The organism is Pseudoalteromonas sp. H103 (assembly GCF_001469205.1).
GTDB classification, from domain to species: Bacteria; Pseudomonadota; Gammaproteobacteria; order Enterobacterales; family Alteromonadaceae; genus Pseudoalteromonas; species Pseudoalteromonas carrageenovora.
Genome location: NZ_LOFG01000002.1, coordinates 112,644 through 135,483, shown reverse-complemented (window position 1 = coordinate 135,483; position 22,840 = coordinate 112,644). Strand labels below are relative to the sequence as shown.

The window sequence follows — 22,840 nt, the reverse complement described above, 5'->3', positions numbered from 1 at the left end:
CTGTATTTATAATAAACAATGTTAGTTAAGATGACACAATTGCCTTGTATATACAAGATGGGTTGTTAGACTGTATTTTAAGCAAGTTAAGGAGTTGAATATGCAAAATAAAATATCAAACAATGAGCTAGGTGACATCGACTTACTAATTACTGATGCCAATATTGCCACTATGGACACCGCTATAGATGCTCCTTATGGATCAATAGAAAATGCAGCCTTGGCCATAAAAAATGGCAAGATTGCGTGGTTAGGTAAGCAATCTGATTTACCAAGTTTTGATGTATTTGCAACACCAACACTCAGTATTAAAGGACAGTGGTTAACGCCAGGGCTTATAGATTGCCATACACACTTAGTATTTGCGGGCTCTCGCTCACAAGAATTTGAACAACGCTTGCAGGGTGTAAGCTATGAGCAAATTGCTGCTCAAGGTGGCGGTATAGCAAGTACAGTCGCAGCCACGCGCTTAGCTGATCGTGAGCAACTCTTTGTTGATGGTAAAGATCGCTTAAACACCTTACTTGCTGAAGGAGTCACAACTGTTGAGATTAAATCAGGTTATGGGCTTGATGTTAAAAATGAGCTTAAAATACTCGAAGTAGCCCGCTTATTGGGTGAACATCATCCTATTGATATTATAACCACCTTTTTAGGGGCGCATGCTTTACCACCTGAGTATAAAGGGCGTACTGATGAATTTATTAATTTAGTTTGCACCGATATGCTTGAGCAAGTGGTTGCAAATAACCTTGCAGATGCTGTTGATGTATTCTGTGAAAATGTGGGTTTTAGCTATGAACAAACCGAGCAAGTGTTTGAAGCCGCTAAAAAGCATAACCTACCAATAAAATGCCATGCAGAGCAGCTATCTAATCAGCGTGGTGCACAGCTGGTGGCCAAATTTAAAGGTTTGTCGGCTGATCATATTGAATACCTTGATGAGGATGGTGTAAAAGCAATGGCGCAAGCAGGGACTATTGCTGTGTTACTCCCCGGTGCATTTTATTTTTTACGAGAAACTCAGTTACCTCCCATTGAGTTATTACAAAAATACAAAGTGCCCATTGCCATTGCGAGTGACTTTAACCCGGGTACTTCACCTTTATGCTCGCTACAGTTGATGATGAATATGGCGTGTACTTTGTTTAGGTTAACACCAGAGCAATCGCTTGCAGGTGTAACGCGCAATGCGGCATTAGCACTTGGTTTAAATGATAGGGGCGTGCTAAAAGTAGGAGCAAGGGCTGATATTGCACATTGGCAAATAGGCCACCCATCGCAATTAAGTTACCAATTTGGCGTAAATAAACTGTTAAATCTATGGATTTTGGGTAGAATTAATTAGTTTTGTATTATTTTTGTTCATAATTAACATGCTTTTATTGAATTTTATAGCTAATGGAGTGGCGTAAGCTTGAGTATTTTGACTGACAGTAACTTTCCGATTTTTTTTAGTGGTTCGCTTTTAATGGCGATGATCGCTACGTTATTTTCGGTTAAAAATATCAGTATTAAATTTAGTTATTTGTGCACTGGAGTGGTTGGATTAGCCATTTTAAGTAGTGGTGCGGCTTGGTTAGCTATTTTGCTGGCTTTTGGTTTTTGCTTTCATTTGTGGCAGGCTTTTGAGCGAAATAACTGGAGCATGATTATTGTCAGTGCTGCTGCCGGGCTATTATTTGTTGTTTTATTTTCGGCTCATCTATTATTAGAAGTACCACTTTTTTGGGTTGTAGTTGCCATATTATTATTAGCCATCGTTGGTTTTTTAAATGACGAAAGTGCAGTAAAAGAGGTTGTTATAGAACCTCAAAGTATTGATGAGGCGTTTATTGAAGAATCGCCATTATCTATTTTTGCGAATAAAAAGCAGCTACGCCAAGGTTACTACCATTGGTGTGAAAACAACCAAATAAACGCAGCTTTAGTTATTATTCGCCTTGAGGGGTTTGAGCAAGTTAACCAACATATAGGCCGCGACTTTGGCGATATTCTTTTAGCGCAAACTGCTAATAGAATTAAAGAATTATTAGTAAGTGATGAAATAGTACCTATAAACACTCATGAAAAGCTAGCCCATTTAGGCGGATTAAACTTTGCATTCATTTGTAGCTTAGCAAATCAAAAACACTTTCATGAAATAGTGATTGAGCAAATATTAGGGGCAACGCTTAAGCCTTTTAATGTAGCTAACTGTACGGTAGAGGTAAAAGCCCGTGCTAGTTATGTAAATTGTGATGAACAAGACAATAACTTTGATAATTTAATATCGTTTGCTTATCTTGCCCTTGATAGCCACCCAAATCGAAAAGTAGTGCCTTATCATCAGCAAATGATGGTAGAGCAGCTAGAGCAGCAGGCGCGCTTAAAAGAGCTTGCTAATATTGATTTTGCTAGTGAGCTTGAGCTTTATTTTCAACCCGTTATTTGTAATAACGGTGGCCAGATAGAATTTTTAGAATTGTTACTGCGTTGGCAGCACCCTAAACAGGGGATTTTATCTGCTAATCGTTTTATTGATGATATAAGAATTGCAGGGCTTGCTTATCCATTAGCTAAGTTTGTGATAGAGCGAGCAGCAGAGCTCGCAATGGCATTGAGAATTGAAGGCATTACTGTACCACTGAGTATTAATGTGTTTGGCCCTGAAATGCTCAACGAAGAATTTGTTGAATTTGTAGATTCGGTAATAAGTGAGCATCAATTAGAGCCGGGCGACTTAATAGTTGAATGCCCTTTACATATATTCACAAGCCTTGATGATAAAGGCCGAGCGATGATTGCTAGGTTAAATAATATTGGCTTAAAAGTATGTGTTGATGGCTTAGGTGATAACCCTGTGCTGCTTTCTAAGTTACCAAGTTTGGCTGTGGAATATATTAAAGTGGCGCCCTCGCTTACTGCTGATTTTAGCAATCAAAACAACATACGTAGCTTAGTAAGTGGCATGGTTGAAATGCATAACCAACAAAAGACTAAAGTCATATTTGAAGGCGTAGAGACTCTTGAACAACTAAAATTTGTCAAAAGTTTAAAGGCGTATGCCGCTCAAGGTTATTACTTTGGTCATCCGTTAAGTAGTATTGGTTTGATGAGTTGGTTGAAGCAGTGGCGTATGGATTTAGCTAAGTAACTAGCTTAAATAATTTTACAGGGGAAGCGCTGTTTATTGCTCTTTAGCTTGTAAATAGCTATTTGTCAGCGCACTTAATACTTGCCCTGTATGCTCAGCTCCAGCGTCTAAACCGTTAGGGTGTTGGCTAGGCGCTGCTTCACATAAATGTAAATACTTAGCGCGGCGATTACTAGCGGCTAAATGTACAAAATGTTCAGCATCAGCAACACTAAAACCACTGCAATTATAAGCGCTTACTGGCATGTAAGTTATACTATCTAAATCAACCTCAATACCTAGTGCATAATTATCGGTGTTGTTAAGTGCATGAGTGACAGCGCTACTTAGCGTTATTTCTCTTCTTACTGCAATTGCTTGATAACTAGTAAAACTGTGATTGGCTTGGGCCATTGCATCAAGTGTTGCCTGATTATTTTTAAGTTCGTGTAACCCAATTACATGGTAGTTATTTAAGTGCTGCTCGTCATAGGCGTAGGTAAAGCCATTTCCACTATGGCGGCCTTCACATGGTCTGAAATCGGCATGAGGATCTAAATTTATGGCGTTGATAGGGTTTTGGCTGTGTTTACTCAAAGCTCTGATAATACCTAGGCAGTTATTATGTCCGCCCCCTATTACAATAGGCTCAAGACCAGCTTTAAAGATTAAACTTAAAACGGCTTCTACACGTTCATCAAGCTGCCTGCAAAGTTCACGCAACTGAGTTAATTGCTCAGGCTGTTTTGCACTTAGCGGGTTACTTTGCAGCATTAAATCAGTGGTATTAACTTCACCAAGTAGTAATGTTTTTTGAGTTGCAATAAATTGATTATGAGGCTGGTTTAAAAAGCGCTTTAAAAAGGCAGGCCAAGCTTGGTGGGCACCTTTATTTCCTAAATTTGCTCTGGGACCGATATCTTCACAAATACCAAGTAATACATAGCGAATGCCAAATTGAGCTGCATCTATTAGTGCTTGTTGAACGTTTACTTGGGTGTCTAGCAGGGCCATTGACTGCCAAGCTTTAGTTTCGTTTGCGCGGGTAGTGCAAAGAGCTTTAACCGCGCTTTCATCATATACTGTTAAGTAACTGGTCACGTTATACTTCTACGATTTCCAATTCTAGTTCTTCAGCAGATAAAACAATGCCAGTGCTGTCGGCATAAATAAAATCGTCATCAAAAAACGAAACGCCTGCAAAGTTAACACCTATGCCATCTTCACCCGCGCCTTCGCTATCTGCAGCAACCGGAATAGATGCAATAGCCTGAATACCTAAATCTAGGTCTTCAAGTTCGTCAACATGGCGCACAGCACCATAAACAACAATACCTTGCCAGTTGTTTTCAAAGGCAAGTTCGGCAAGCTCTATATCAATAAGCGCACGGCGTGTTGAGCCACCGCCATCAATTAAAAGAACTGAGCCTGTACCATCTTGAGAAAGTAATTCACGGATCAGTTCGTTATTTTCAAAACATTTAACTGTTTTAATGCGGCCACCAAAGGTATGACGTCCACCAAAGTTTATGAACATAGGTTCAAGCACGTCAACCACATCGGCAAAGTGATCGCATAAATCAGAAGTGCTGTAATCCATTATTTTATCCTCAAAAGATACATTAGGTTATAACTCAGTATACCCTCCTTATAAGCAATAACAACGACTTAATAGCAGTAAATTTAAGCAAAATACGCGCAAGATCATCAATAGCAACAATAGTGTCTTAAAAGCGTCACTCAATTGTTATTTACAACACCTAAGCTAAAACAGTGTTCAGATATTATGCAGCTAGGAGTAAGTGATGACTAATAACAGTGTGCTTAAAAAGGTAGCTCAAATGGATGAGCAATTGTTTTTAACTTTATTTAATTACAATTCGCCTAAATGGCTCAAAACAGCAGCGCTTGGTTTTTCAAAAAGCGGAGATGGGACGCTTTACTTATTACTATGTGCAGCAGTGTGGTGGCTAAGTAGTAATGAACAACATCAATTACTTCCTGCTACGGTACTATTAGGTTTTGTTATTGAGAGGCCAATTTATTTTTTAGCCAAAAATCGTTTTGCGCGTATTCGTCCATGTGATTGTTTAGTAACAAATGCCTATATTGTGCCAAGCGATAAGTTTAGCTTACCGTCTGGGCACAGTGCGGCTGCATTTTTGGTAGCGACTATTTTGAGCCACTTCTTCCCTGAATTAAGCTTACTTTTCTTTGCGTGGGCTGCTGGTGTTGCATTGTCTAGAGTGGTATTGGGTGTACATTTTCCGGCGGATATCATTATTGGAGCAGCTATTGGTAGTTCATGTGGCTTATGTGCATTAATGCTGGTGGTGCCTGTATGAAGATATTGTATGGGGTACAAGGTACTGGCAATGGGCACATCACTCGCGCTCGGGTTATGGCTAGTCGCTTTAATGATTTAGGGATAGACGTAGATTATGTTTTTTCAGGGCGTGCGAATAAAGATTACTTCGATATGCATGAGTTTTCTGACTATAAAACATTTCGCGGTTTATCGTTTAGCACTCAAAACGGGCAAGTTAAAGCGCTACAAACACTTAAAAAGGCCAGAGTGTGTAAGTTAGTCAGAGATATAAAAGCCTTCGACGTAAAACAGTATGACTTTGTACTTAACGATTTTGAACCTGTATCGGCTTGGGCTGCAAAGCGATCAGGCATACCGGTGGTGGGGATAAGTCATCAAGCTGCATTTTTATCAGACAGCGTACCGATGTTTGGCCGTGGCATATTAAGAAAGTCTCTTATTAAAAACTATGCACCTGCAAATACCTATTTAGGCGTACATTGGCAACCTTTTGCGCACAATATTATTCCACCGTTTATTGCAAATCATGAACATGGTAATCCGGTTGCTGTTATGAACAAAGTATTGGTGTATTTACCGTTTGAGAACCTAGATAGTATTATTGACTATTTGAAAGATTTTCCTGAAAAAGAGTTTTATTGTTACCATCCACATGCACAGGATAAATCAATTGGGCATATACATTTACGATCTCCTTCTCGCACTGGTTTTTTAAATGACTTAGCAAACACCAGTGGTGTGATTGGTAATGCAGGGTTTGAGTTGGCTAGTGAGGCGTTAAAGTTAGGTAAAAAACTTTTATTAAAGCCGTTAGACGGGCAATTTGAACAAGGGGCAAACGCTCAAACATTGCTTGCGATGGGAATGGCGCATGTTATGAATTACTTAAACCCACAAGCACTTGATGACTGGAACAGTGCACCGCAAAACAAGCAAATTAACTATCCAAGTGATCCTGCACCATTAATTGATTGGCTCCTCAAAAAGCAGTGGGGTAATACTCAGTCATTACATAGCGGATTATGGGGAAGTGTTAATCTATAATAAAACATTTTTTAAAACCGCATTTAAGTAAAAAAAAGGTTAAGTTAATGAGATAGCTGCATTCAATAAGCTATACTGTAAATGCATATTTAACAAAGGCGTTTACGATGAATTTTTTACAAAACTTAACTATTAAAAGACGTTTACAATTAAACGCTGTAGTTGTTGGTTTAGCGATGGTGCTTCTTTTATGCGTGATTATTTTTGAATCACGTACAACCCTTAGTTTAAACAAGACTATTCAATTAGCAGAAGAACTTAACGTGCATGCATTAGCATTGCGTAAACATGAAAAAAACTTTTTGTTTTATAAACAAGAAGACGCGTTAACTGCATTTGAAACGGATTTTGAACAGTTAAGTGATAAAGTAAAAAAGTTAAAACAGTTGATGGCTAAACAAGGTATCGAGCAGGGGCAAGTTCAGCGCTTTGAGCAACTAATAAGTAGCTATAATAATGATTTTAAAACTGTTGTTAAGCTTCAAAAAGAGATAGGCCTAACCCCTACTGACGGGTTGTATGGCAAGCTTAGAAGTTCGGTTCATGAAGTTGAGCAACTATTAAAAGAGCAGCAAAATTACCAATTATTGTCGTCAATGCTGCAATTAAGGCGCTCAGAAAAAGATTTTATGCTGAGATTTGATATTAAGTACCTAGGGCGTTTTAACGAGGGAATTAATACATTTAAACAGCAGATAGCTGCAGCGCAACTTCCAAGCGACTATAAAACACAAATTAATCCTCTGATTGATACATATCAAAGCGAGTTTAAAACACTTGTGCAGGCGCAAACTGAACTTGGGCTAGATCTTGAGTCAGGCGCGCTTGGGGTAATGCGCGATAGCGTAGATAAAAGCGATGCAATTGTTTCGCAAATCGTTAAAGACACTAAGTTACAAGTTGAGCAAAGTGTAGAGCAGGCTCAATTTTTAGCTATTTTAGTATTTGTAATTGCAGGTGTGATTGTATTAGCGCTAGTTTATTTTACGAGCCATTCCATTATTGTACCTATTGAGCGTGTTTATCACACCATTAACGATATTCGTCGTAATAATGATTTAAGTGTGATGATTGAACAAACAGGCAAAGACGAAATCACCACTATGACCATAGACTTTAATAGTTTAATTGGTGATTTTAAAAATCTGATTAATGAAGTTAACACTGCTTTAAATACACTAAATGTGGCTACTGAGCACTTATCTGAAAGTACTGCAGCTACAAGCTCTGGTATGCAAGAGCAATTACATGAAGCAGACATGGTAGCAACAGCTGCTACGCAAATGCAGGCAACTATTCAAGATATCTCTCATAATACTGAAGCGGCTGCTAAAAAAGCAGAGTCAACCAACTTAAGCGCACAGCAAGGGCGTAACGAAGTTGACTCAACGGTTAAGCATATTAGAGATTTATCTAGCTCGTTAGGGAATGCATCGAGTGTTGTATCGCAATTAGAAAAAGACGGTGAAACCATTGGCTCAGTGCTTGATGTGATCCGCGCCATTGCAGATCAAACAAACTTATTAGCACTTAATGCTGCAATTGAAGCGGCTAGAGCTGGAGAACAAGGGCGTGGTTTTGCGGTAGTGGCAGATGAAGTTCGCTCACTTGCTCAGCGCACGCAAGAGTCTACTAGTGAAATAGAAGGAATTATTAATACCCTTCAACAACGCACTCAAGAGGTCGTTAGCATTATGCACCAGTGTCGTTCACAAGGAGATGAAAGCGCGTCTCAAGCAATTAAAGCGGGTGAGCTACTTGGTGCTATTACCGAAGATGTACAAACTATTATGGAAATGAGTACCCAAATAGCCGTTGCGATTGATGAGCAAAGTCAGGTAGCGTCTGAGGTAAATAAAAACGTGGTACGTATAAGAGATATTGCACAAGATGCTTCGGGACATGCTGCTAATAATGCGCAGACAAGTGAAGAAGTGTCTGAGCAAGCACGCGTCCTGTTTACTGCAATTGATAAATTTAAGGTGTAATGACGCTTAAGTGCGGGTCTATAAAGTTCAAGGAACAAACTTTATAGGCACGCTATCTTTACTTTCTTCGTGTTCAGTTACCCGCGCTAAATATTCGCTCCATAACCTATCTTGTTGCTGTTGTAGCTTTTCAAAGTAGCGCCAGCTAAACAGCCCACTATTATGGCCATCATCAAAATCTAAACGCAGAGCATAATGACCAACCGGCACTATGTTTTTTATTCCTACAGCCTGCTTATTAAGTACTAACTTCATTGGGCCAGAGCCATGACCTTGTACTTCTGCTGAAGGGGAGTGAACACGTAAAAATTCGCAGCTAAATATAGTTTTACTGTCATCATCAAAGTAAACATCTAGGTTTTTACTTAAACTGTGATAATGTACTTTTGTTACGTGTTTCATTTTATATATCCCATTAAAAAGCCCCCAATGTGGAGGCTTAGAGTATAGTATTTATGCCTAGCTTATAAAATAAAGCGGCTTAAATCTTCATCTTCTACTAATGCACCTAAGTGTTTTTCAACATAAGCGGCATCGATTACTAATGACGAGCCTGCTTTTTCAGAAGCATCGTATGAAATTTCTTCCATTAATCTTTCCATAACAGTATGCAAACGACGAGCACCGATGTTTTCGGTTTTTTCGTTTACTTGCCAAGCAGCTTTAGCAATACGCTCAATGGCATCGTCGCTAAACTCAACATCAACTTGCTCAGTTTTAAGAAGTTCGCGTTGTTGCTCAGTAAGTGAAGCATGAGGCTCTGTAAGAATACGTTTAAAGTCATCAGCAGTGAGAGCCTCAAGCTCAACACGAATTGGTAAACGACCCTGCAGCTCTGGGATCATGTCTGATGGTTTAGACATTTGAAATGCACCCGAGGCAATAAATAACATGTGGTCAGTTTTAACCATACCGTGCTTAGTATTTACAGTTGAACCTTCAATTAGCGGTAGCAGGTCGCGTTGTACGCCTTCACGGCTAACATCCGGGCCTGACGAATCGCCACGCTTACAAATTTTGTCTATTTCATCAATAAACACAATACCATTTTGCTCTACTGCAAAAATAGCCTGCTCTTTTAGCTCTTCAGGGTTAACTAATTTAGCGGCTTCTTCTTCCGTTAATAGCTTGAAGGCTTCTTTAATTTTTAACTTACGCTTAGTGCGCTTGTCGCCACCCATGTTTTGAAACATGCTTTGTAGCTGGTTGGTCATATCTTCCATACCAGGAGGCGCCATAATTTCTACATTTGGCTGTGCTTGCGCTAAATCAATTTCGATTTCTTTATCATCAAGCTGACCTTCACGTAGTTTTTTTCGGAACGTTTGACGAGTTGATGAATTATCATCACGCTGTGTTTCACCGAATTGATCTTTTGCTGGTGGTAAAAGTGCATCTAAAATACGCTCTTCTGCAGCTTCTTCGGCGCGGTGCTTAAACTTTTTAGTTTGTTGCTCACGTGTCATTTTAATCGAAACATCAACTAAATCACGAATGATGGTTTCAACTTCTTTACCAACATAACCCACTTCAGTGAATTTAGTCGCTTCTACTTTAATAAATGGTGCATTGGCTAATTTTGCTAAACGACGTGCAATTTCAGTTTTACCCACACCTGTAGGACCAATCATTAAAATATTTTTTGGTGTAACTTCGCTGCGCAAATCATCATTGAGTTGCATACGGCGCCAGCGGTTGCGAAGTGCAATAGCGACTGCTTTTTTAGCTTTAGCTTGGCCAATAATATGTTGATCGAGCTCGTGAACGATTTCTCTTGGAGTCATAGCAGACATAGCAATTCCTATTATAATTCTTCGATTGTTTGGAAGTTATTAGTAAATACGCAGATATTGCCTGCAATAGTTAAGCTTTTCTCTACTATTTCACGAGCGCTTAAATCTGTATTTTCTAATAGAGCAGTAGCTGCTGATTGGGCAAAGTTGCCGCCGCTGCCAATTGCAATTAGGTCGTTTTCTGGCTGCACAACATCGCCGTTACCGGTAATGATTAAAGAGGCGGTTTCATCGGCAACAGCAAGAAGGGCTTCAAGTTTTCTCAGGGCTCTATCGCTGCGCCAATCTTTGGCCATTTCTACTGCAGCTTTGGTTAGGTTACCTTGGTGCATTTCTAGTTTGCTTTCGAAGCGTTCGAAAAGGGTAAAGGCATCAGCAGTACCGCCAGCAAAACCAGCGATTACTTTGCCATTATAAAGACGTCGAACTTTACGGGCATTGCCCTTCATTACGGTATTGCCAAGTGAAACTTGGCCATCGCCGCCGATTACTACTTTGTCGCCGCGGCGTACACTTACAATAGTGGTCATGTTATTCCTCATCATCGAGTTGCAGTGGCAACTCGTAAAAAACGATTATGATGAGGTTATATGGGTGAATGGTTTATTTTCAAGTCCAGCCCCAAATTCCGCAGCCGACTATTTTTACACGTTTAAGTTTGTTCTTATCGCTTTCGGCTTGGCGTTTGGTTTTATAAGGGCCTAAGCGTACTTTGTACCAAATACCATTGCTGCCTTTTGCTTCTTTTATTTCAGAAATTAGCCCTGCAAATGCTATTTTAGCTTTAAGTGATTCGGCTTGTGCATGAGTTTTAAACGATCCGCACTGCATAACATACGGGCCTTTTTGCTCAATTTCTTTTACCTCAACCTGAATTTCGTGCTCTCTGATCTCTTTAATAAACTCAGGCGTGCGCGGTATCGCTACTTCTACTTTTTTTGCAGGCGTAGGGTTAGCTTGTTTTTCTACCAGTTTAGGATCGGCATTACTTTTTATAAACCATAATCCGTAAGCAAAACCGCCAACGAGTAACAAGGCAATAATTACTAATAGGATTGGGAAGGGCTTTTTAGCCGGTGCTTGTTTTTTACTGTTTCTGCCTGCAGGCTTTTTATTAATATAATCGTGCTGTGCCATGGTGTTATTGTGGCCTTAACCTAAATCATGTCTATAGGGTCTACGTCTAAGCTCCAGCGAACTTTTTGTGCTAGTTTGCTAGTACTTAAATAATCAACCATTTGCGAAAGATACTGGTGTAATACGCGGCGATCTTGCGCTTGAATATGTAATTGAAAACGATACATACCTGCAACTCTCTCAAGAGGTGCGGGGATCGGACCGAGCAATTGTATACCAGATACCCCATTTACAGGAACCAAATCCGTCAAAAAATCGACGACTTGTTTAATACTGTGCCCTTGCGCCCTGACAATCGCCATATTAGTGATTGGCGGTAAATCTGCATCATCTCGCTCGCTTAAAGCAAAACGAGCAAAGTCTTGATAGCCATTATTAACTAAATCTTGTAAAAGAGGGTGTTCTGGAAAGTGCGTTTGTAATAATACTTGCCCGGGTTCGCCAGAGCGACCAGCACGTCCTGCAACTTGCGTAACTAACTGCGCTAAGTGTTCTGTTGCTCTAAAATCGCAAGAGTATAAACCGCTATCTACATCTAAAATAAGTACCAAGCTTACATCTGCAAAGTGATGGCCTTTAGCAAGCATTTGTGTACCTACTAAAATACGTGCGCCACCGAGATTTATTTCATCTAGTGCTTTTTCAAGGCTCCCCTTGCGACGGGTTGAATCGCGATCTATACGTGTTACTGGTGTGTCAGGAAACTCGCTCGATAAAAACTCTTCTATTTGCTCAGTCCCTTTACCGTTTGGAAAAATTTGCGTGCTTCCGCAGTCTGGGCATTGATGCGGGACATGGTATTGATCGCCACAGTGATGACAAATCATTTGGCCTATCGCTTTGTGAAAAGTCGCACTGGTACTACAGCGTTTGCACTCGCTTAGCCAGCCACACTCATGACAAATAAGAGTGGGAGAAAAACCACGCCGATTTAAAAACACCATAACCTGTTTACCACGATTTAAATGTTGGCGCATAGTTGCAAGGCTTGCATGTGCAATCCCTGCTTGGTCAGGCTGCCCTTTCATATCAAGTAATTTAAATTGGTTATCGGTGGCCGTTTGCGCTCGTTCAGTAAGACTTAAAAGCTGGTATTTGTTATTTATAGCTTTATGTAGGGTTTCGAGTGCGGGCGTTGCACTGCCTAAAATAAGCGGTATTTTGTGTTGAAAAGCACGGTACGCTGCTAAATCTCGAGCGTGGTAGCGTAAGGTGTCTTGTTGCTTGAATGATGAGTCGTGCTCTTCATCAACCACTATCATACCGAGTTTTAAAAATGGCAGGAAGATACTCGAACGTGTGCCTATTACTATAGCGCAACTGCCTTTTTCGCAAAAGCGCCATGTTTGTAAGCGTTCGTTGTCTGTAAGAGCCGAGTGCCATAACATAATCGGTGTATCAGGAAAGCGGCGACGAAAACGGTTTACAGTTTGCGGCGTCAGGCCTATTTCTGGCACTAATACTAATGCTTGCTCGCCGCGCTTTAAAACTTCCTCAAGGCACTGTAAATATACTTCGGTTTTACCACTGCCCGTGACACCTTCTAATAAAAAGCTTTTAAAGCCAGTGCTTTGGTTAATGGCAGTACAGGCAACAGCTTGTTCCTTATTTAATACGGGTTTGGTACCAACGGTAGGCGCAACACTTTGCCATTGATTATCGTGCTCAATAGTTTGTGTTATTAAATCTTTATCTATTAAGCTATCGATTGTTTTTTTACTAAAGCCTAGCGCTTTTAATTCAGTTAACGATGATTTACCTGATTGCGATAGCTGCTTTAATAGGTTTAACTGAGTTTTAGCTTTTAGCGAAGGGACTTTTGCGCCTTTCTCAGTAAGGGTAACCATATTAATACTGGTTTTATCGGGTGATTCACCTTGGCGAAGAGCCCCCGGTAACGCAATGTGTATAGTTTCGCCAAGTGGGTAGCAATAATATCGAGCTGTAAAGCTAAGTAAATCTAAGTGCTGGGCGCTTAAAATAGGGGTATCGTCGATGACTTCTATTATGTTTTTTATTTTGTTCTCTGGTACGTCAGTCGTATTTTTAACACTGAGAATAACAGCTACTTTCTTTTGATTGCCAAATGGCACTAAAACACGCATGCCCGGCTCAAGCAGTGTTGATAACCCGCTGAGTTGTTCTTCTACTTTATAGTCAAAGGTGCGTGGTAGCGGGACTTTAATAGCAACTTCAACAAAACGCATAACAACTTCACCCATAAAATTAATTGCCTAATGTACTAAAAATATGTCTAAAAACCTATAAGGAATAGCACTATAGAAAGAGGTTGTTCACTTTTTTAGCAAAAACATAAATTAATACTTGTGTAGGGGGTTGTTGTTGGATAAAATTCGCGACCAACAAATTTGTTTTAACGACGTATGGTGCCAGACTTCGGGTTTGGAGAGCGATGCGGCCTTAACTAGAGGTTCCTATGAAAGAAGGTATTCACCCTAAGTACGAAGTAATTTCTGCAACATGTTCATGCGGAAACAAATTCGAAACTAGCTCAACTCTTTGTAAAGACATTCACTTAGACGTATGTTCTGCGTGTCACCCGTTTTACACTGGTAAGCAAAAGATTTTAGACACTGGCGGCCGTGTTGATCGCTTCAACAAGCGCTTCGGTGCACTTAGCAGCAAGAAGTAATTATTGCTGTTTAGTTAAAAAAAGCACCTTAGGGTGCTTTTTTTGTGCCTAAAATTTAATTATTCAAGCGACTTTAGTTATTTCCTCTTTTGCATAACTATTTCTGCCTTTTATTATGAGTATGCATAAACCTTTGCAGACAAATCTATTTATATTCTCTATATTTTAGTTAGTACATTTTTTAACTAGGTTGATAAAAGTAGCCAACGTGGAGTCATCTGTTTTTAAAGTAGAGTAATAGGCTATTATTTTAGATTTATAGTAATACTTTAAACGTACATTTTATAAAGAACATTGGAGACATAAAAGCACCTCAAAACGACCTTTTTTGGTGAATTTTTATTTATTAAATGTCGATATAATCCAGCAAAGTTACTGAAAAACCTCTTAAAATTAAAGGATATAGCATATAACAGGATAGACCTGATATTGCTTGGAATTTAAAAATAATAAGGGTATCTTACCCCAAGACACCACCTCTCACTTTAACTTAAATTGCAGGATACCATCGCGTTATGTCAGACTTTCGTGAACAAGCACTACATTATCACTCACACCCAGTACCAGGTAAAATTAGCATTGAACTAACCAAGCCCGCCGAAACGGTTCAAGATCTTGCGCTTGCGTATAGCCCCGGTGTTGCCGAACCCGTTCGTGAAATAGCTGCTGACCCTGCTAATGCTTATAAATATACCGGCAAAGGTAATATGGTTGCGGTAATTACTAATGGCACTGCAATTTTAGGCCTAGGGAATTTAGGGCCTTTAGCATCTAAGCCTGTAATGGAAGGTAAAGCGTTATTGTTTAAACGTTTTGCTGGGCTTGATTCAATCGATATTGAAGTTAAGCATCGTACCACTGAAGATTTTATCAATACGGTTGCAAATATTGCTGATACTTTTGGCGGTATCAACCTTGAAGATATTAAAGCACCAGAGTGTTTTGAAATTGAAAAAGCATTAATAGAGCGCTGTAGTATTCCGGTTTTTCATGATGATCAACACGGTACTGCTATTGTGACTGCTGCAGGCATGCTAAACGCGCTAGAAGTGCAGGGTAAGTCAATTGAAGATGCGATTATTGTATGTTTAGGTGCAGGCGCTGCTGCCGTTGCGTGTATGGAGCTGCTAATTAAGTGTGGCGCACTTCGCGAGCATATTTATATGTTGGACCGTAAGGGTGTTATTCATACACGTCGTGATGACTTAAACGAATACAAGCAGCTGTTTGCTAACAATACCGATAAACGTACTTTACAAGATGTAATTGCAGACGCTGACGTATTTGTAGGCGTTTCTGGCCCTAACTTGCTAGCAGCTGAAGATTTAAAGCTAATGGCAGAAAAACCTGTGGTGTTTGCATGTTCAAACCCAGATCCTGAGATCGATCCTGCACTTGCTCATGGTGCACGCAACGACTTAATTATGGCAACGGGGCGCTCTGACTACCCTAATCAAGTTAACAACGTTTTATGTTTTCCGTTTATTTTTCGTGGTGCACTAGATGTGCGCGCAAGCGCTATTAACGATGAAATGAAAATTGCTGCGGTAGAAGCTATTCGTAGTATTGCTAAAGAGCCAGTACCAGCAGAAGTATTAAAAGCTGCGGGTGTTGATAAGCTTGAATTTGGTGCACAGTACATTATTCCTAAGCCAATGGATCCGCGTTTACTACCTCGTATAGCTAAAGCTGTAGCTGTAGCTGCGGTAGAATCGGGTGTTGCGCAAATTGACTTACCTGAAAATTACATGGCTTAAAGGTATATGCTAAAACAAAAAAACCTCAGCAATGGCTGAGGTTTTTGATTAAAAAGGTAACGATTTATTCTTCGTTTAAAATAGGCACTTCTAAACCCATTTCTTGCATTATCTTTTTAACTTCTTCAGGTACTTTTTCTGCATTGTCTTTGCGTAAGTCATCGTCATTTGGTAATGGCTGGCCTGTAAATGCATGCAAAAACGCTTCGCATAACAACTCACTGTTTGTTGCATGGCGAAGGTTATTTATTTGACGGCGCGTGCGCTCATCCGTTAAAACTTTTAATACATTTAGCGGGATCGAAACGGTGATCTTTTTAACTTGCTCTGATTTTTTCCCGTGTTCTGCGTATGGGTGAATATACTCACCATTCCATTTAGCCATAAGATGTATCGTTGCCTCAGATTATTAATTTCTCACACGGCGTAAAAAGCGTGTAAATATGCGTGAAATTCTATCGATTTAAAAAAGATAGTCAAATAATAGATACCAATCTATCTTAATAAGCCGGCTGTAATTGTAAATATAGCCCCATTCAAGTTTTATAAGTTAGTTATTTTTAGCCATCTAGAGCTTTAAAAGCTTTGACTTATCAAAATGGATAACTTACTCTTTTAGACGTCTAAACATCCAAATTAATCAGGTGACGAATATGAGCGAAAAAAACAAAGCGACTATTGCAGTACGTAATGGCGTAGATGCAGATAAACACCATGGCGCTGTAGTTCCGCCAATTTATTTATCGACTACGTATTCGTTTGCCGACTTTGATACTAAGCGTCAGTACGATTATGGGCGCAGCGGTAATCCCAATCGCGATATATTAGCTGAAACATTGGCTGAACTTGAAGGTGGTGCGCGCGGTATTATTACTGCCACAGGCATGGCTGCCGTGCATTTAGCGACTCAGTTATTAAATAATGACGATACACTGGTTATTCCACATGATTGTTATGGTGGAAGCTACCGTTTATTTACGTCTTTGCAAAAACGCGGATTACTAAAGCTTGAAGTTTTAGATTTAACCAAGCAAGAAAACTTAGATAAAATTTTAGCAATAAAACCTAAATTAATATGGATTGAAACACCAAGTAACCCGGTACTGCGCTTAACAGATATTAAAGCAGTGACTGATATAGCTAAGCAGTGCGGGGCACTTGTTGCTGCAGATAACACGTTTTTATCACCTGCGCTGCAAAACCCAATTAAATTTGGTGTAGATATTGTTGTTCACTCGACGACTAAATATATCAATGGCCATTCTGATGTTGTGGGCGGCGCTGTGATAGCTGCAACACAAGAACTTGGTGATGAGTTAGCTTGGTGGGCAAATAACATTGGTATTACAGGTGCACCATTTGATAGCTATTTAACGCTTCGTGGCTTGCGTACTTTAAATGTACGTTTAAGACAGCATCAAGAAAACGCACTTGCAATTGCCAAGTACCTTGAAAGCTCTGAATTTGTGAGCCAAGTTTACTACCCAGGACTTGAGTCGCACCCTCAACATGCATTGGCAAAGGCTCAGCAACTTGGCTTTGGTGGTATGGTCAGTTTTGATATTAAAGGCGATGTTAACGACGCTGCGGCATTTTTAACAAGCCTTGAGGCATTTAGCTTAGCAGAGTCGCTAGGCGGCGTAGAGAGCTTAATTTGCCACCCTGCAACGATGACGCATGCAGGAATGGAGCCTAAAGCCCGTTTAGAAGCGGGGGTGGGTGATACGCTCATTCGTATTTCGGTAGGTATTGAAGATATAAACGACTTAGTTGCTGATTTCGAACGCGTGTTTGAACTTGTAAAACCAGGGCAAAATAAAAACATTGGCCGTGTAGGTAAAGGTGCTGGCACGCCTGGTGGTATGTGAAATTAAGTGCAGCCCGCCCGGCGCTTTGGTAAGTAATACCAATGCGCAATAATACCTAATCAATTTGAGGGATTAAACCGGCGCTAACTTCGTTAAAAATTTTTCATATAGAACAACTAAACAACGAAATTTTTGCCTTGTTATCGACACGGTTTTCTTATTCTCAAAATAGACATCTTAATTAAGCGAATTGGTATAAATATGGTCAATTGTGTACATAAATTTGGTGGCTCAAGCTTAAGCTCTAGTGAGCGCTATCAAAGCGTAGCTAAAATAATTATTGGGCATACTCAGCCAGGCGACTGTGTTGTGGTATCTGCTGCTGGTAAAACCACAGATACACTTGTGTCGTTGTGGCAAAGTTATCAGCAGCAAGACACACAAGCTGTCGCTGATATTTTACTGCAGTTAAATAACCATCAAAGCGATTTAATTGAGCAATTATTACAAGCTGATTTAAAGCGCAGCGTACTTAAAACATTACTAGAAGAACTAAATATAATTGCAAGCTTAGCGCAAAGTGAGCAGCTCAAAGAAGCGCAATTACTTGCCCATGGTGAGTTATGGTCTGCACGATTATTGGCTGCATATTTACGACAGTTAAACGTACATGCCTGCGCACACGATGCTCGCCTGCTTTTTACTTTAAATGATGGCGAATTACACCATGCTCAAAATAAGCTGCAATGTAACAGTGTTATTGATGCCAACAAAGTGAATGTAGTAACCGGGTTCATAGCGGCAAACACACTTGGCGATACGGTAACGCTTGGTCGTAATGGTAGCGATTACAGCGCTGCATTACTTGCCAGTTATTGTGATGCCAAACAGGTATGCATTTGGACTGACACGCAAGGTGTATTTAGTACTGATCCGCGTAAAGTAAAAAAGGCAATTAAGTACGCTAAAGTGTGTCGCACTCAGGCCAACTTACTAGCACGATTAGGCAACCCCGTTTTGCATGCTAAAACGTTATCGCCTTTAAAAAATACCAATATAAAGCTAGCTGTACGCAGTAGTTTTGATGTTCAAGCAAGTCCAACTCATATTGTTAAAGAAGGTCTAGCTAAGAAAAAGCGCTTTATAACGACGCTACAAAATGTTGATTTATTAACAGTAGAAGGCTTGAGTGAAGGTGAGGTTGCAAGTGTTAGCCAGCTTATTCAGCATAGTCTTCATCACTTTAACCATAATGGCGAAGTATATTTAGTCGTACCGGCTGCACAAACATATCAAGTTATTAATTACTTTGCTGGTAGAGCTAATATTAGTGAGTCGAATTTAAACGGCTGTGCAGTTGTTGCACCAGAGCAAGACATCGGCACACTTAAACTGCAAGCTTTAGAAGTATTAGCTGAGCAAACTATAAAACCGCGTTTTGTACATCAAGATAATGGTTATGTTTTATTACTAACTGACCAATTTATTGATAGTGATGTGCAAAGCACATTGCACGATAAGCTAGTTAACAAAGGCCAAGAAATTGCGATTATAGTAGCAGGGTTAGGTAATGTAGGTGGAGTGTTTATACACCAACTGGCGGATCAATTTGAGCGCCTAAGTGGTGACTTTAGTATTAAATTAGTTGCTTTGGTTCGCTCTCAAGAGATGCTGTTTAATCCAAGTGGAGTTAACCCTCAAACATGGGAAAAACAATGGCAGCTTGAGGCCAAAAAATACCAAAGTAATGATTTATTAAATGCAATTAACGAGCTTGATTATGAGCATAAAGTAGTAATTGATATTACTGCTAGTGAGCAATTTAGCCAGCTTTATACTGACTTTGTGCAAAGCGACTGCCATTTAATTAGTGCAAATAAATATGCGGGCACAGCGCCTACACTTTGGTATCAAACACTTAGAAATAATTTGGCAGAGCGCAACCTACATTGGCGTTATAACACAAGTGTAGGGGCAGGCTTACCTATAAACTTTGCTTTAGCTGATTTACAAAATAGTGGCGATAAAATCACTCGAATAGAAGGCGTGTTTTCTGGCACATTATCGTGGTTATGCAGTAAATATGATGGCAGTGTTGCGTTTTCAGAGTTAGTGCTTGAAGCACAAAAAATGGGTTTTACAGAGCCTGATCCGCGTGAAGACTTATCTGGGCGTGATATGCAGCGTAAGCTACTTATTTTAGCCCGAGAGCTAGGTGTAGATCTTGAGCTTGACGATATAAGCCTCTCGGCACTTATGCCAGTTGAACTTGCTAAGGGGAGCTGGGACGACTTTATAGATAAAAAAACGCAGCTTGATGCGTTTATTGAAGAACACGCTGCAGCAGCGCAAGCTAAAAATGCCGTGCTTAGATACACAGGGTTATTAGAAATTACATGCGATAAAGTCATTGCAAAAGTAGGCATTACCTACGTGCCAAACGGTGATGCGCTAGCAAACTTAACACCTGGCGATAATATTTTTGTGATCAACAGTAAATGGTACAGCGACAATGCATTAGTTATTCAAGGCCCTGGGGCGGGTAGTGAAGTAACTGCGGCGGGTGTTCATTCTGATTTATATTGGCTTGTGCAAAACTTAAAATAAGCTGTGTATATTGATATAAAAACGGCGGCTTAAATTAAGCCGCCGTTTTTTGTTTATAAATGCTTTAAAATAACTCTTCTTCTGTTTTTGTATCTTCTTCAAATATATCGTTAGGCTGAGATAACACATATTTAGTCGGTGCTGTGCCTTTTTCAAAATATTCAAAGCGGCTTGTATAATCATTTTTATGGCTAAGTAAGCCAGTCGCTAAATCAATACGAATAGAGACAAGCCCTTCGGGTGGTTCAATCGGCGCTTCAGGGGTGCCTTCAAGTGCAGCCCTCATAAATTCAACCCAGGCTGGCTGGGCCGTTTTTGCGCCCGATTCTGCACCAGATATTTGACCGCTATCTAGGTTGTTATTGTAGGTTGAGCGGCCTAGTGGGTTACCCGGGTTATCAAACCCTACCCATACAGAGGTCACTACTTTGCTATTAAAGCCACTGAACCAGGTATCAACAGAGTCGTTGGTTGTACCCGTTTTACCAGAAAGATCGCGACGTTCTAGTGCTTGTGCTCGCCAGCCCGTGCCACTCCAGCCAGTTTTATTTGCCCAGCTTCCACCGCCCCAAATACCGCTGTGCATTGCATCGGCAATTAAAAACGCATTTTGCTTAGATATAATGCGAGGAGCACATTGACGAGGTTGCTCTACTTCATCAGCACTGCTGCTTAACATAAGCTCATTGCTTGGTAGAGTAGTGTTTTCATCACAGGCCATTGCTGGGTTAGCTTTAAATAAAACATTGCCATAAGCATCTTGAATTTCTGAGATAAAGTAAGGTTCTATTAAATGACCACCATTAGCAAAGCTGCTCATACCACGAGCTAGTTCTAGAGGTGTTATAGAGGCGCTACCAAGAGCAAGTGACTCACTACGGTTAATATCTGAGTTTTTAAAACCAAACTTTAATAAGTGATCAGCCGTGCGTTGCAGTCCAACGCCACGTAGTAAACGTACTGAAATTACGTTTTTAGATTGCGCTAAAGCACGGCGAATACGTATTGGACCATTATAAACTGCAGGGCTGTTTTTAGGTCGCCATGCAACGCCTTGGCTTTTATCCCACTGGTTAATGGGGGCATCGTTTAGTATTGATGCCAGCGTATAGCCTTTCTCTAGCGCTGCTGAGTAAATAAACGGTTTAATGTTTGAGCCGACTTGGCGTTTAGCTTGTACTGCGCGGTTGTATTGGCTTTGTTCAAAGCTGTAACCACCTACAATTGCCTTAATTCTGCCATCTTGCGGATCAAGCGACACAATAGCGCTCGCAGCTTCTGGTATCTGGCTTAGTATATAAGAGTCGTCTTTGTTTTTACGTAACCATATTTGCATACCTGGGGTCAAAATGTCGGTGGCGGCTTTTGGCGCAAAGCTTTGACGGTAACGTGTAATGTATTTACGCGCCCACTTTAAATTATTCCAATCAAGAGTGGTTCGTTGGCCATTTTTTAAAATAACATCAGCGGTTTTTTCATTTACTTTTAATACTATCGCGGCGTTTAAATCGCCAAGTTCTTTTACTGGTTTTAATTTATCGATAATTTGCTGCTGTGTTAAAGCTGGTTGTGTTTCTGGATCCCATAAAACATCAACAGGCCCTCTAAAACCATGGCGCATATCGTAGTTATGTAAATTATTAACTAGCGCTGTTTGCGCTGCTTTTTGAACGCGAGATTCAACAGAGGTAAAAATTTTAAAACCAGAATTATAGGCTTTATCAACCCCGTAACGAGATACCATTTCAGCACGAACCATTTCAGAAATATAAGGTGCGTATAAATCTATCTCTGCGCCATGGAAATATGCAGTTATAGGCTGGTTGGTTGCTTCATTATATTGTTCTTGGGTGATGTAGTTTTCAGTTAATAAACGGCCTAAAACAACATTTCGGCGTGCTTTTGCACGAGTCGGGTTACGAATAGGGTTTAAAGCAGAAGGCGCTTTAGGTAGTCCTGCAATCATCGCCATTTGTGCAAGTGTTAAATCTTTTAACTCTTTACCATAATAAACTTGTGCTGCAGCACCAATACCGAATGCACGGTTACCTAATTCTATTTTATTAAGGTAGAGTTCTAAAATTTCGTCTTTAGTTAATACATTTTCTATGTGCAGGGCTATAAATATTTCTTTAACTTTACGGATATATGCTTTTTCGCGTGTTAAAAAGAAATTTCGAGCAAGCTGCATCGTTATAGTACTCGCCCCTTGCTTTTTTTCACCGGTAGAAATAAGCACAATAGCAGAGCGAACAATACCAATGGGGTCAATGCCAACATGATCATAAAACCGATTATCTTCAGTCGCTAAAAATGCATTAATCAGGGGCTGTGGTATTTCATCAATAGTGACAGGAATACGACGTTTTTCACCAAATTGATTGATCAAAAGGCCATCTTTAGTGAATACTTGCATAGGAGTTTGTAATTGCACGTCTTTTAAAACTTGCACACTGGGGATATCAGGTTTAACGTAGTAATAAAGACTGACTAATGTAATCAGACCAATTAACGTACAAATGATAAAAAATTGTAAAGTTCGTTTTAATAAAATCACTTATATTTCCCTAAATGGACTCCCAATTGCGAGTTTTGACTGCTAGTATATA

General features: G+C 40.0%; 17 protein-coding genes and 1 pseudogene. 9 read left to right on the top strand and 9 right to left on the bottom strand.

The window, feature by feature from the left end; all coding sequences use genetic code 11:
* The first annotated feature begins 100 nt into the window (after positions 1 to 100).
* Together hutI and ATS74_RS03835 are read left to right on the top strand one after the other, a co-directional pair.
* Positions 101 to 1,348, top strand: coding sequence for an imidazolonepropionase (gene hutI / locus ATS74_RS03840; protein WP_058547625.1), 1,248 nt, complete (start codon positions 101 to 103; stop codon positions 1,346 to 1,348).
* A 123-nt stretch (positions 1,349 to 1,471) separates the two neighbouring features.
* The gene (locus ATS74_RS03835; RefSeq protein WP_058547675.1) at positions 1,472 to 3,136 is read left to right on the top strand and encodes a bifunctional diguanylate cyclase/phosphodiesterase; all 1,665 of its coding nucleotides are present in this window, start codon (positions 1,472 to 1,474) and stop codon (positions 3,134 to 3,136) included.
* Positions 3,137 to 3,169: 33 nt separating this feature from the next.
* On the opposite strand, the gene ATS74_RS03830 is transcribed toward ATS74_RS03835, so the two are convergent.
* Positions 3,170 to 4,216, bottom strand: a complete 1,047-nt coding sequence (locus ATS74_RS03830) for a formimidoylglutamase (RefSeq protein WP_058547624.1) — start codon at positions 4,214 to 4,216, stop codon at positions 3,170 to 3,172.
* Between the two features lies 1 nt (position 4,217).
* Positions 4,218 to 4,715 (bottom strand): ribonuclease E activity regulator RraA, encoded by a 498-nt coding sequence (gene rraA / locus ATS74_RS03825; protein WP_058547623.1) that lies wholly within the window; start codon positions 4,713 to 4,715, stop codon positions 4,218 to 4,220.
* Positions 4,716 to 4,920: 205 nt separating this feature from the next.
* Here rraA and ATS74_RS03820 point away from each other — a divergent pair, with 205 nt between their 5' ends.
* From ATS74_RS03820 to ATS74_RS03810, 3 genes are all read left to right on the top strand, one after another.
* Positions 4,921 to 5,460 (top strand): phosphatase PAP2 family protein, encoded by a 540-nt coding sequence (locus tag ATS74_RS03820; RefSeq protein WP_058547622.1) that lies wholly within the window; start codon positions 4,921 to 4,923, stop codon positions 5,458 to 5,460.
* Positions 5,457 to 6,488: an MJ1255/VC2487 family glycosyltransferase gene (locus tag ATS74_RS03815; protein ID WP_058547621.1), complete on the top strand. Its 1,032-nt coding sequence runs from the start codon at positions 5,457 to 5,459 to the stop codon at positions 6,486 to 6,488. The genes ATS74_RS03820 and ATS74_RS03815 overlap by 4 nt, the downstream gene beginning before the upstream one ends.
* 107 nt (positions 6,489 to 6,595) lie before the next feature.
* On the top strand, positions 6,596 to 8,476 hold the full coding sequence (locus ATS74_RS03810; protein ID WP_058547620.1) for a methyl-accepting chemotaxis protein: 1,881 nt from the start codon (positions 6,596 to 6,598) through the stop codon (positions 8,474 to 8,476).
* A gap of 27 nt (positions 8,477 to 8,503) precedes the next feature.
* Here the strand turns inward: ATS74_RS03810 and ATS74_RS03805 are convergent, their stop codons facing one another.
* From ATS74_RS03805 to priA, 5 genes are all read right to left on the bottom strand, one after another.
* A complete protein-coding gene (locus ATS74_RS03805) occupies positions 8,504 to 8,878 on the bottom strand; it encodes a gamma-butyrobetaine hydroxylase-like domain-containing protein (RefSeq protein WP_058547619.1) in 375 nt (124 codons plus the stop codon).
* Positions 8,879 to 8,940: 62 nt separating this feature from the next.
* Entirely contained in the window at positions 8,941 to 10,269 is a 1,329-nt protein-coding gene (gene hslU, locus ATS74_RS03800) for an HslU--HslV peptidase ATPase subunit (protein ID WP_058547618.1), read from the bottom strand.
* Positions 10,270 to 10,280: 11 nt separating this feature from the next.
* The gene (gene hslV / locus ATS74_RS03795; protein WP_002958366.1) at positions 10,281 to 10,799 is read right to left on the bottom strand and encodes an ATP-dependent protease subunit HslV; all 519 of its coding nucleotides are present in this window, start codon (positions 10,797 to 10,799) and stop codon (positions 10,281 to 10,283) included.
* Between the two features lie 79 nt (positions 10,800 to 10,878).
* Complete coding sequence (locus tag ATS74_RS03790) at positions 10,879 to 11,406, bottom strand: SPOR domain-containing protein (protein WP_058547617.1); 528 nt, start codon at positions 11,404 to 11,406, stop codon at positions 10,879 to 10,881.
* Between the two features lie 20 nt (positions 11,407 to 11,426).
* Positions 11,427 to 13,613 (bottom strand): primosomal protein N', encoded by a 2,187-nt coding sequence (gene priA / locus ATS74_RS03785; RefSeq protein WP_058547674.1) that lies wholly within the window; start codon positions 13,611 to 13,613, stop codon positions 11,427 to 11,429.
* A 230-nt stretch (positions 13,614 to 13,843) separates the two neighbouring features.
* Here priA and rpmE point away from each other — a divergent pair, with 230 nt between their 5' ends.
* A complete protein-coding gene (gene rpmE, locus ATS74_RS03780) occupies positions 13,844 to 14,059 on the top strand; it encodes a 50S ribosomal protein L31 (RefSeq protein ID WP_002958369.1) in 216 nt (71 codons plus the stop codon).
* Between the two features lie 515 nt (positions 14,060 to 14,574).
* Positions 14,575 to 15,816 carry a malic enzyme-like NAD(P)-binding protein gene (locus tag ATS74_RS03775; RefSeq protein WP_058547616.1) on the top strand — a complete coding sequence of 414 codons (1,242 nt, stop codon included), beginning with the start codon at positions 14,575 to 14,577 and terminating at the stop codon, positions 15,814 to 15,816.
* 64 nt (positions 15,817 to 15,880) lie between these two features.
* On the opposite strand, the gene metJ is transcribed toward ATS74_RS03775, so the two are convergent.
* The gene (gene metJ, locus ATS74_RS03770; RefSeq protein WP_002958371.1) at positions 15,881 to 16,201 is read right to left on the bottom strand and encodes a met regulon transcriptional regulator MetJ; all 321 of its coding nucleotides are present in this window, start codon (positions 16,199 to 16,201) and stop codon (positions 15,881 to 15,883) included.
* Between the two features lie 268 nt (positions 16,202 to 16,469).
* On the opposite strand from metJ, the pseudogene metB reads away from it, so the two are divergent.
* Positions 16,470 to 17,716, top strand: a pseudogene (metB, locus tag ATS74_RS03765) (cystathionine gamma-synthase).
* A gap of 169 nt (positions 17,717 to 17,885) precedes the next feature.
* Positions 17,886 to 20,231 (top strand): bifunctional aspartate kinase/homoserine dehydrogenase II, encoded by a 2,346-nt coding sequence (gene metL, locus ATS74_RS03760; protein ID WP_058547614.1) that lies wholly within the window; start codon positions 17,886 to 17,888, stop codon positions 20,229 to 20,231.
* A 64-nt stretch (positions 20,232 to 20,295) separates the two neighbouring features.
* Here the strand turns inward: metL and ATS74_RS03755 are convergent, their stop codons facing one another.
* A complete protein-coding gene (locus tag ATS74_RS03755; protein WP_058547613.1) occupies positions 20,296 to 22,788 on the bottom strand; it encodes a penicillin-binding protein 1A in 2,493 nt (830 codons plus the stop codon).
* Positions 22,789 to 22,840 lie beyond the last annotated feature (52 nt).

Bases quoted from the DNA above. Each gene is read 5' to 3' on its own strand.
- hutI (WP_058547625.1), top strand. From the start codon at position 101: ATGCAAAATAAAATATCAAACAATGAGCTAGGTGACATCGACTTACTA.
- ATS74_RS03835 (WP_058547675.1), top strand. From the start codon at position 1,472: ATGGCGATGATCGCTACGTTATTTTCGGTTAAAAATATCAGTATTAAA.
- rraA (WP_058547623.1), bottom strand. From the start codon at position 4,715: ATGGATTACAGCACTTCTGATTTATGCGATCACTTTGCCGATGTGGTT.
- ATS74_RS03820 (WP_058547622.1), top strand. From the start codon at position 4,921: ATGACTAATAACAGTGTGCTTAAAAAGGTAGCTCAAATGGATGAGCAA.
- ATS74_RS03815 (WP_058547621.1), top strand. From the start codon at position 5,457: ATGAAGATATTGTATGGGGTACAAGGTACTGGCAATGGGCACATCACT.
- ATS74_RS03810 (WP_058547620.1), top strand. From the start codon at position 6,596: ATGAATTTTTTACAAAACTTAACTATTAAAAGACGTTTACAATTAAAC.
- ATS74_RS03805 (WP_058547619.1), bottom strand. From the start codon at position 8,878: ATGAAACACGTAACAAAAGTACATTATCACAGTTTAAGTAAAAACCTA.
- hslU (WP_058547618.1), bottom strand. From the start codon at position 10,269: ATGTCTGCTATGACTCCAAGAGAAATCGTTCACGAGCTCGATCAACAT.
- hslV (WP_002958366.1), bottom strand. From the start codon at position 10,799: ATGACCACTATTGTAAGTGTACGCCGCGGCGACAAAGTAGTAATCGGC.
- ATS74_RS03790 (WP_058547617.1), bottom strand. From the start codon at position 11,406: ATGGCACAGCACGATTATATTAATAAAAAGCCTGCAGGCAGAAACAGT.
- priA (WP_058547674.1), bottom strand. From the start codon at position 13,613: ATGCGTTTTGTTGAAGTTGCTATTAAAGTCCCGCTACCACGCACCTTT.
- rpmE (WP_002958369.1), top strand. From the start codon at position 13,844: ATGAAAGAAGGTATTCACCCTAAGTACGAAGTAATTTCTGCAACATGT.
- ATS74_RS03775 (WP_058547616.1), top strand. From the start codon at position 14,575: ATGTCAGACTTTCGTGAACAAGCACTACATTATCACTCACACCCAGTA.
- metJ (WP_002958371.1), bottom strand. From the start codon at position 16,201: ATGGCTAAATGGAATGGTGAGTATATTCACCCATACGCAGAACACGGG.
- metL (WP_058547614.1), top strand. From the start codon at position 17,886: ATGGTCAATTGTGTACATAAATTTGGTGGCTCAAGCTTAAGCTCTAGT.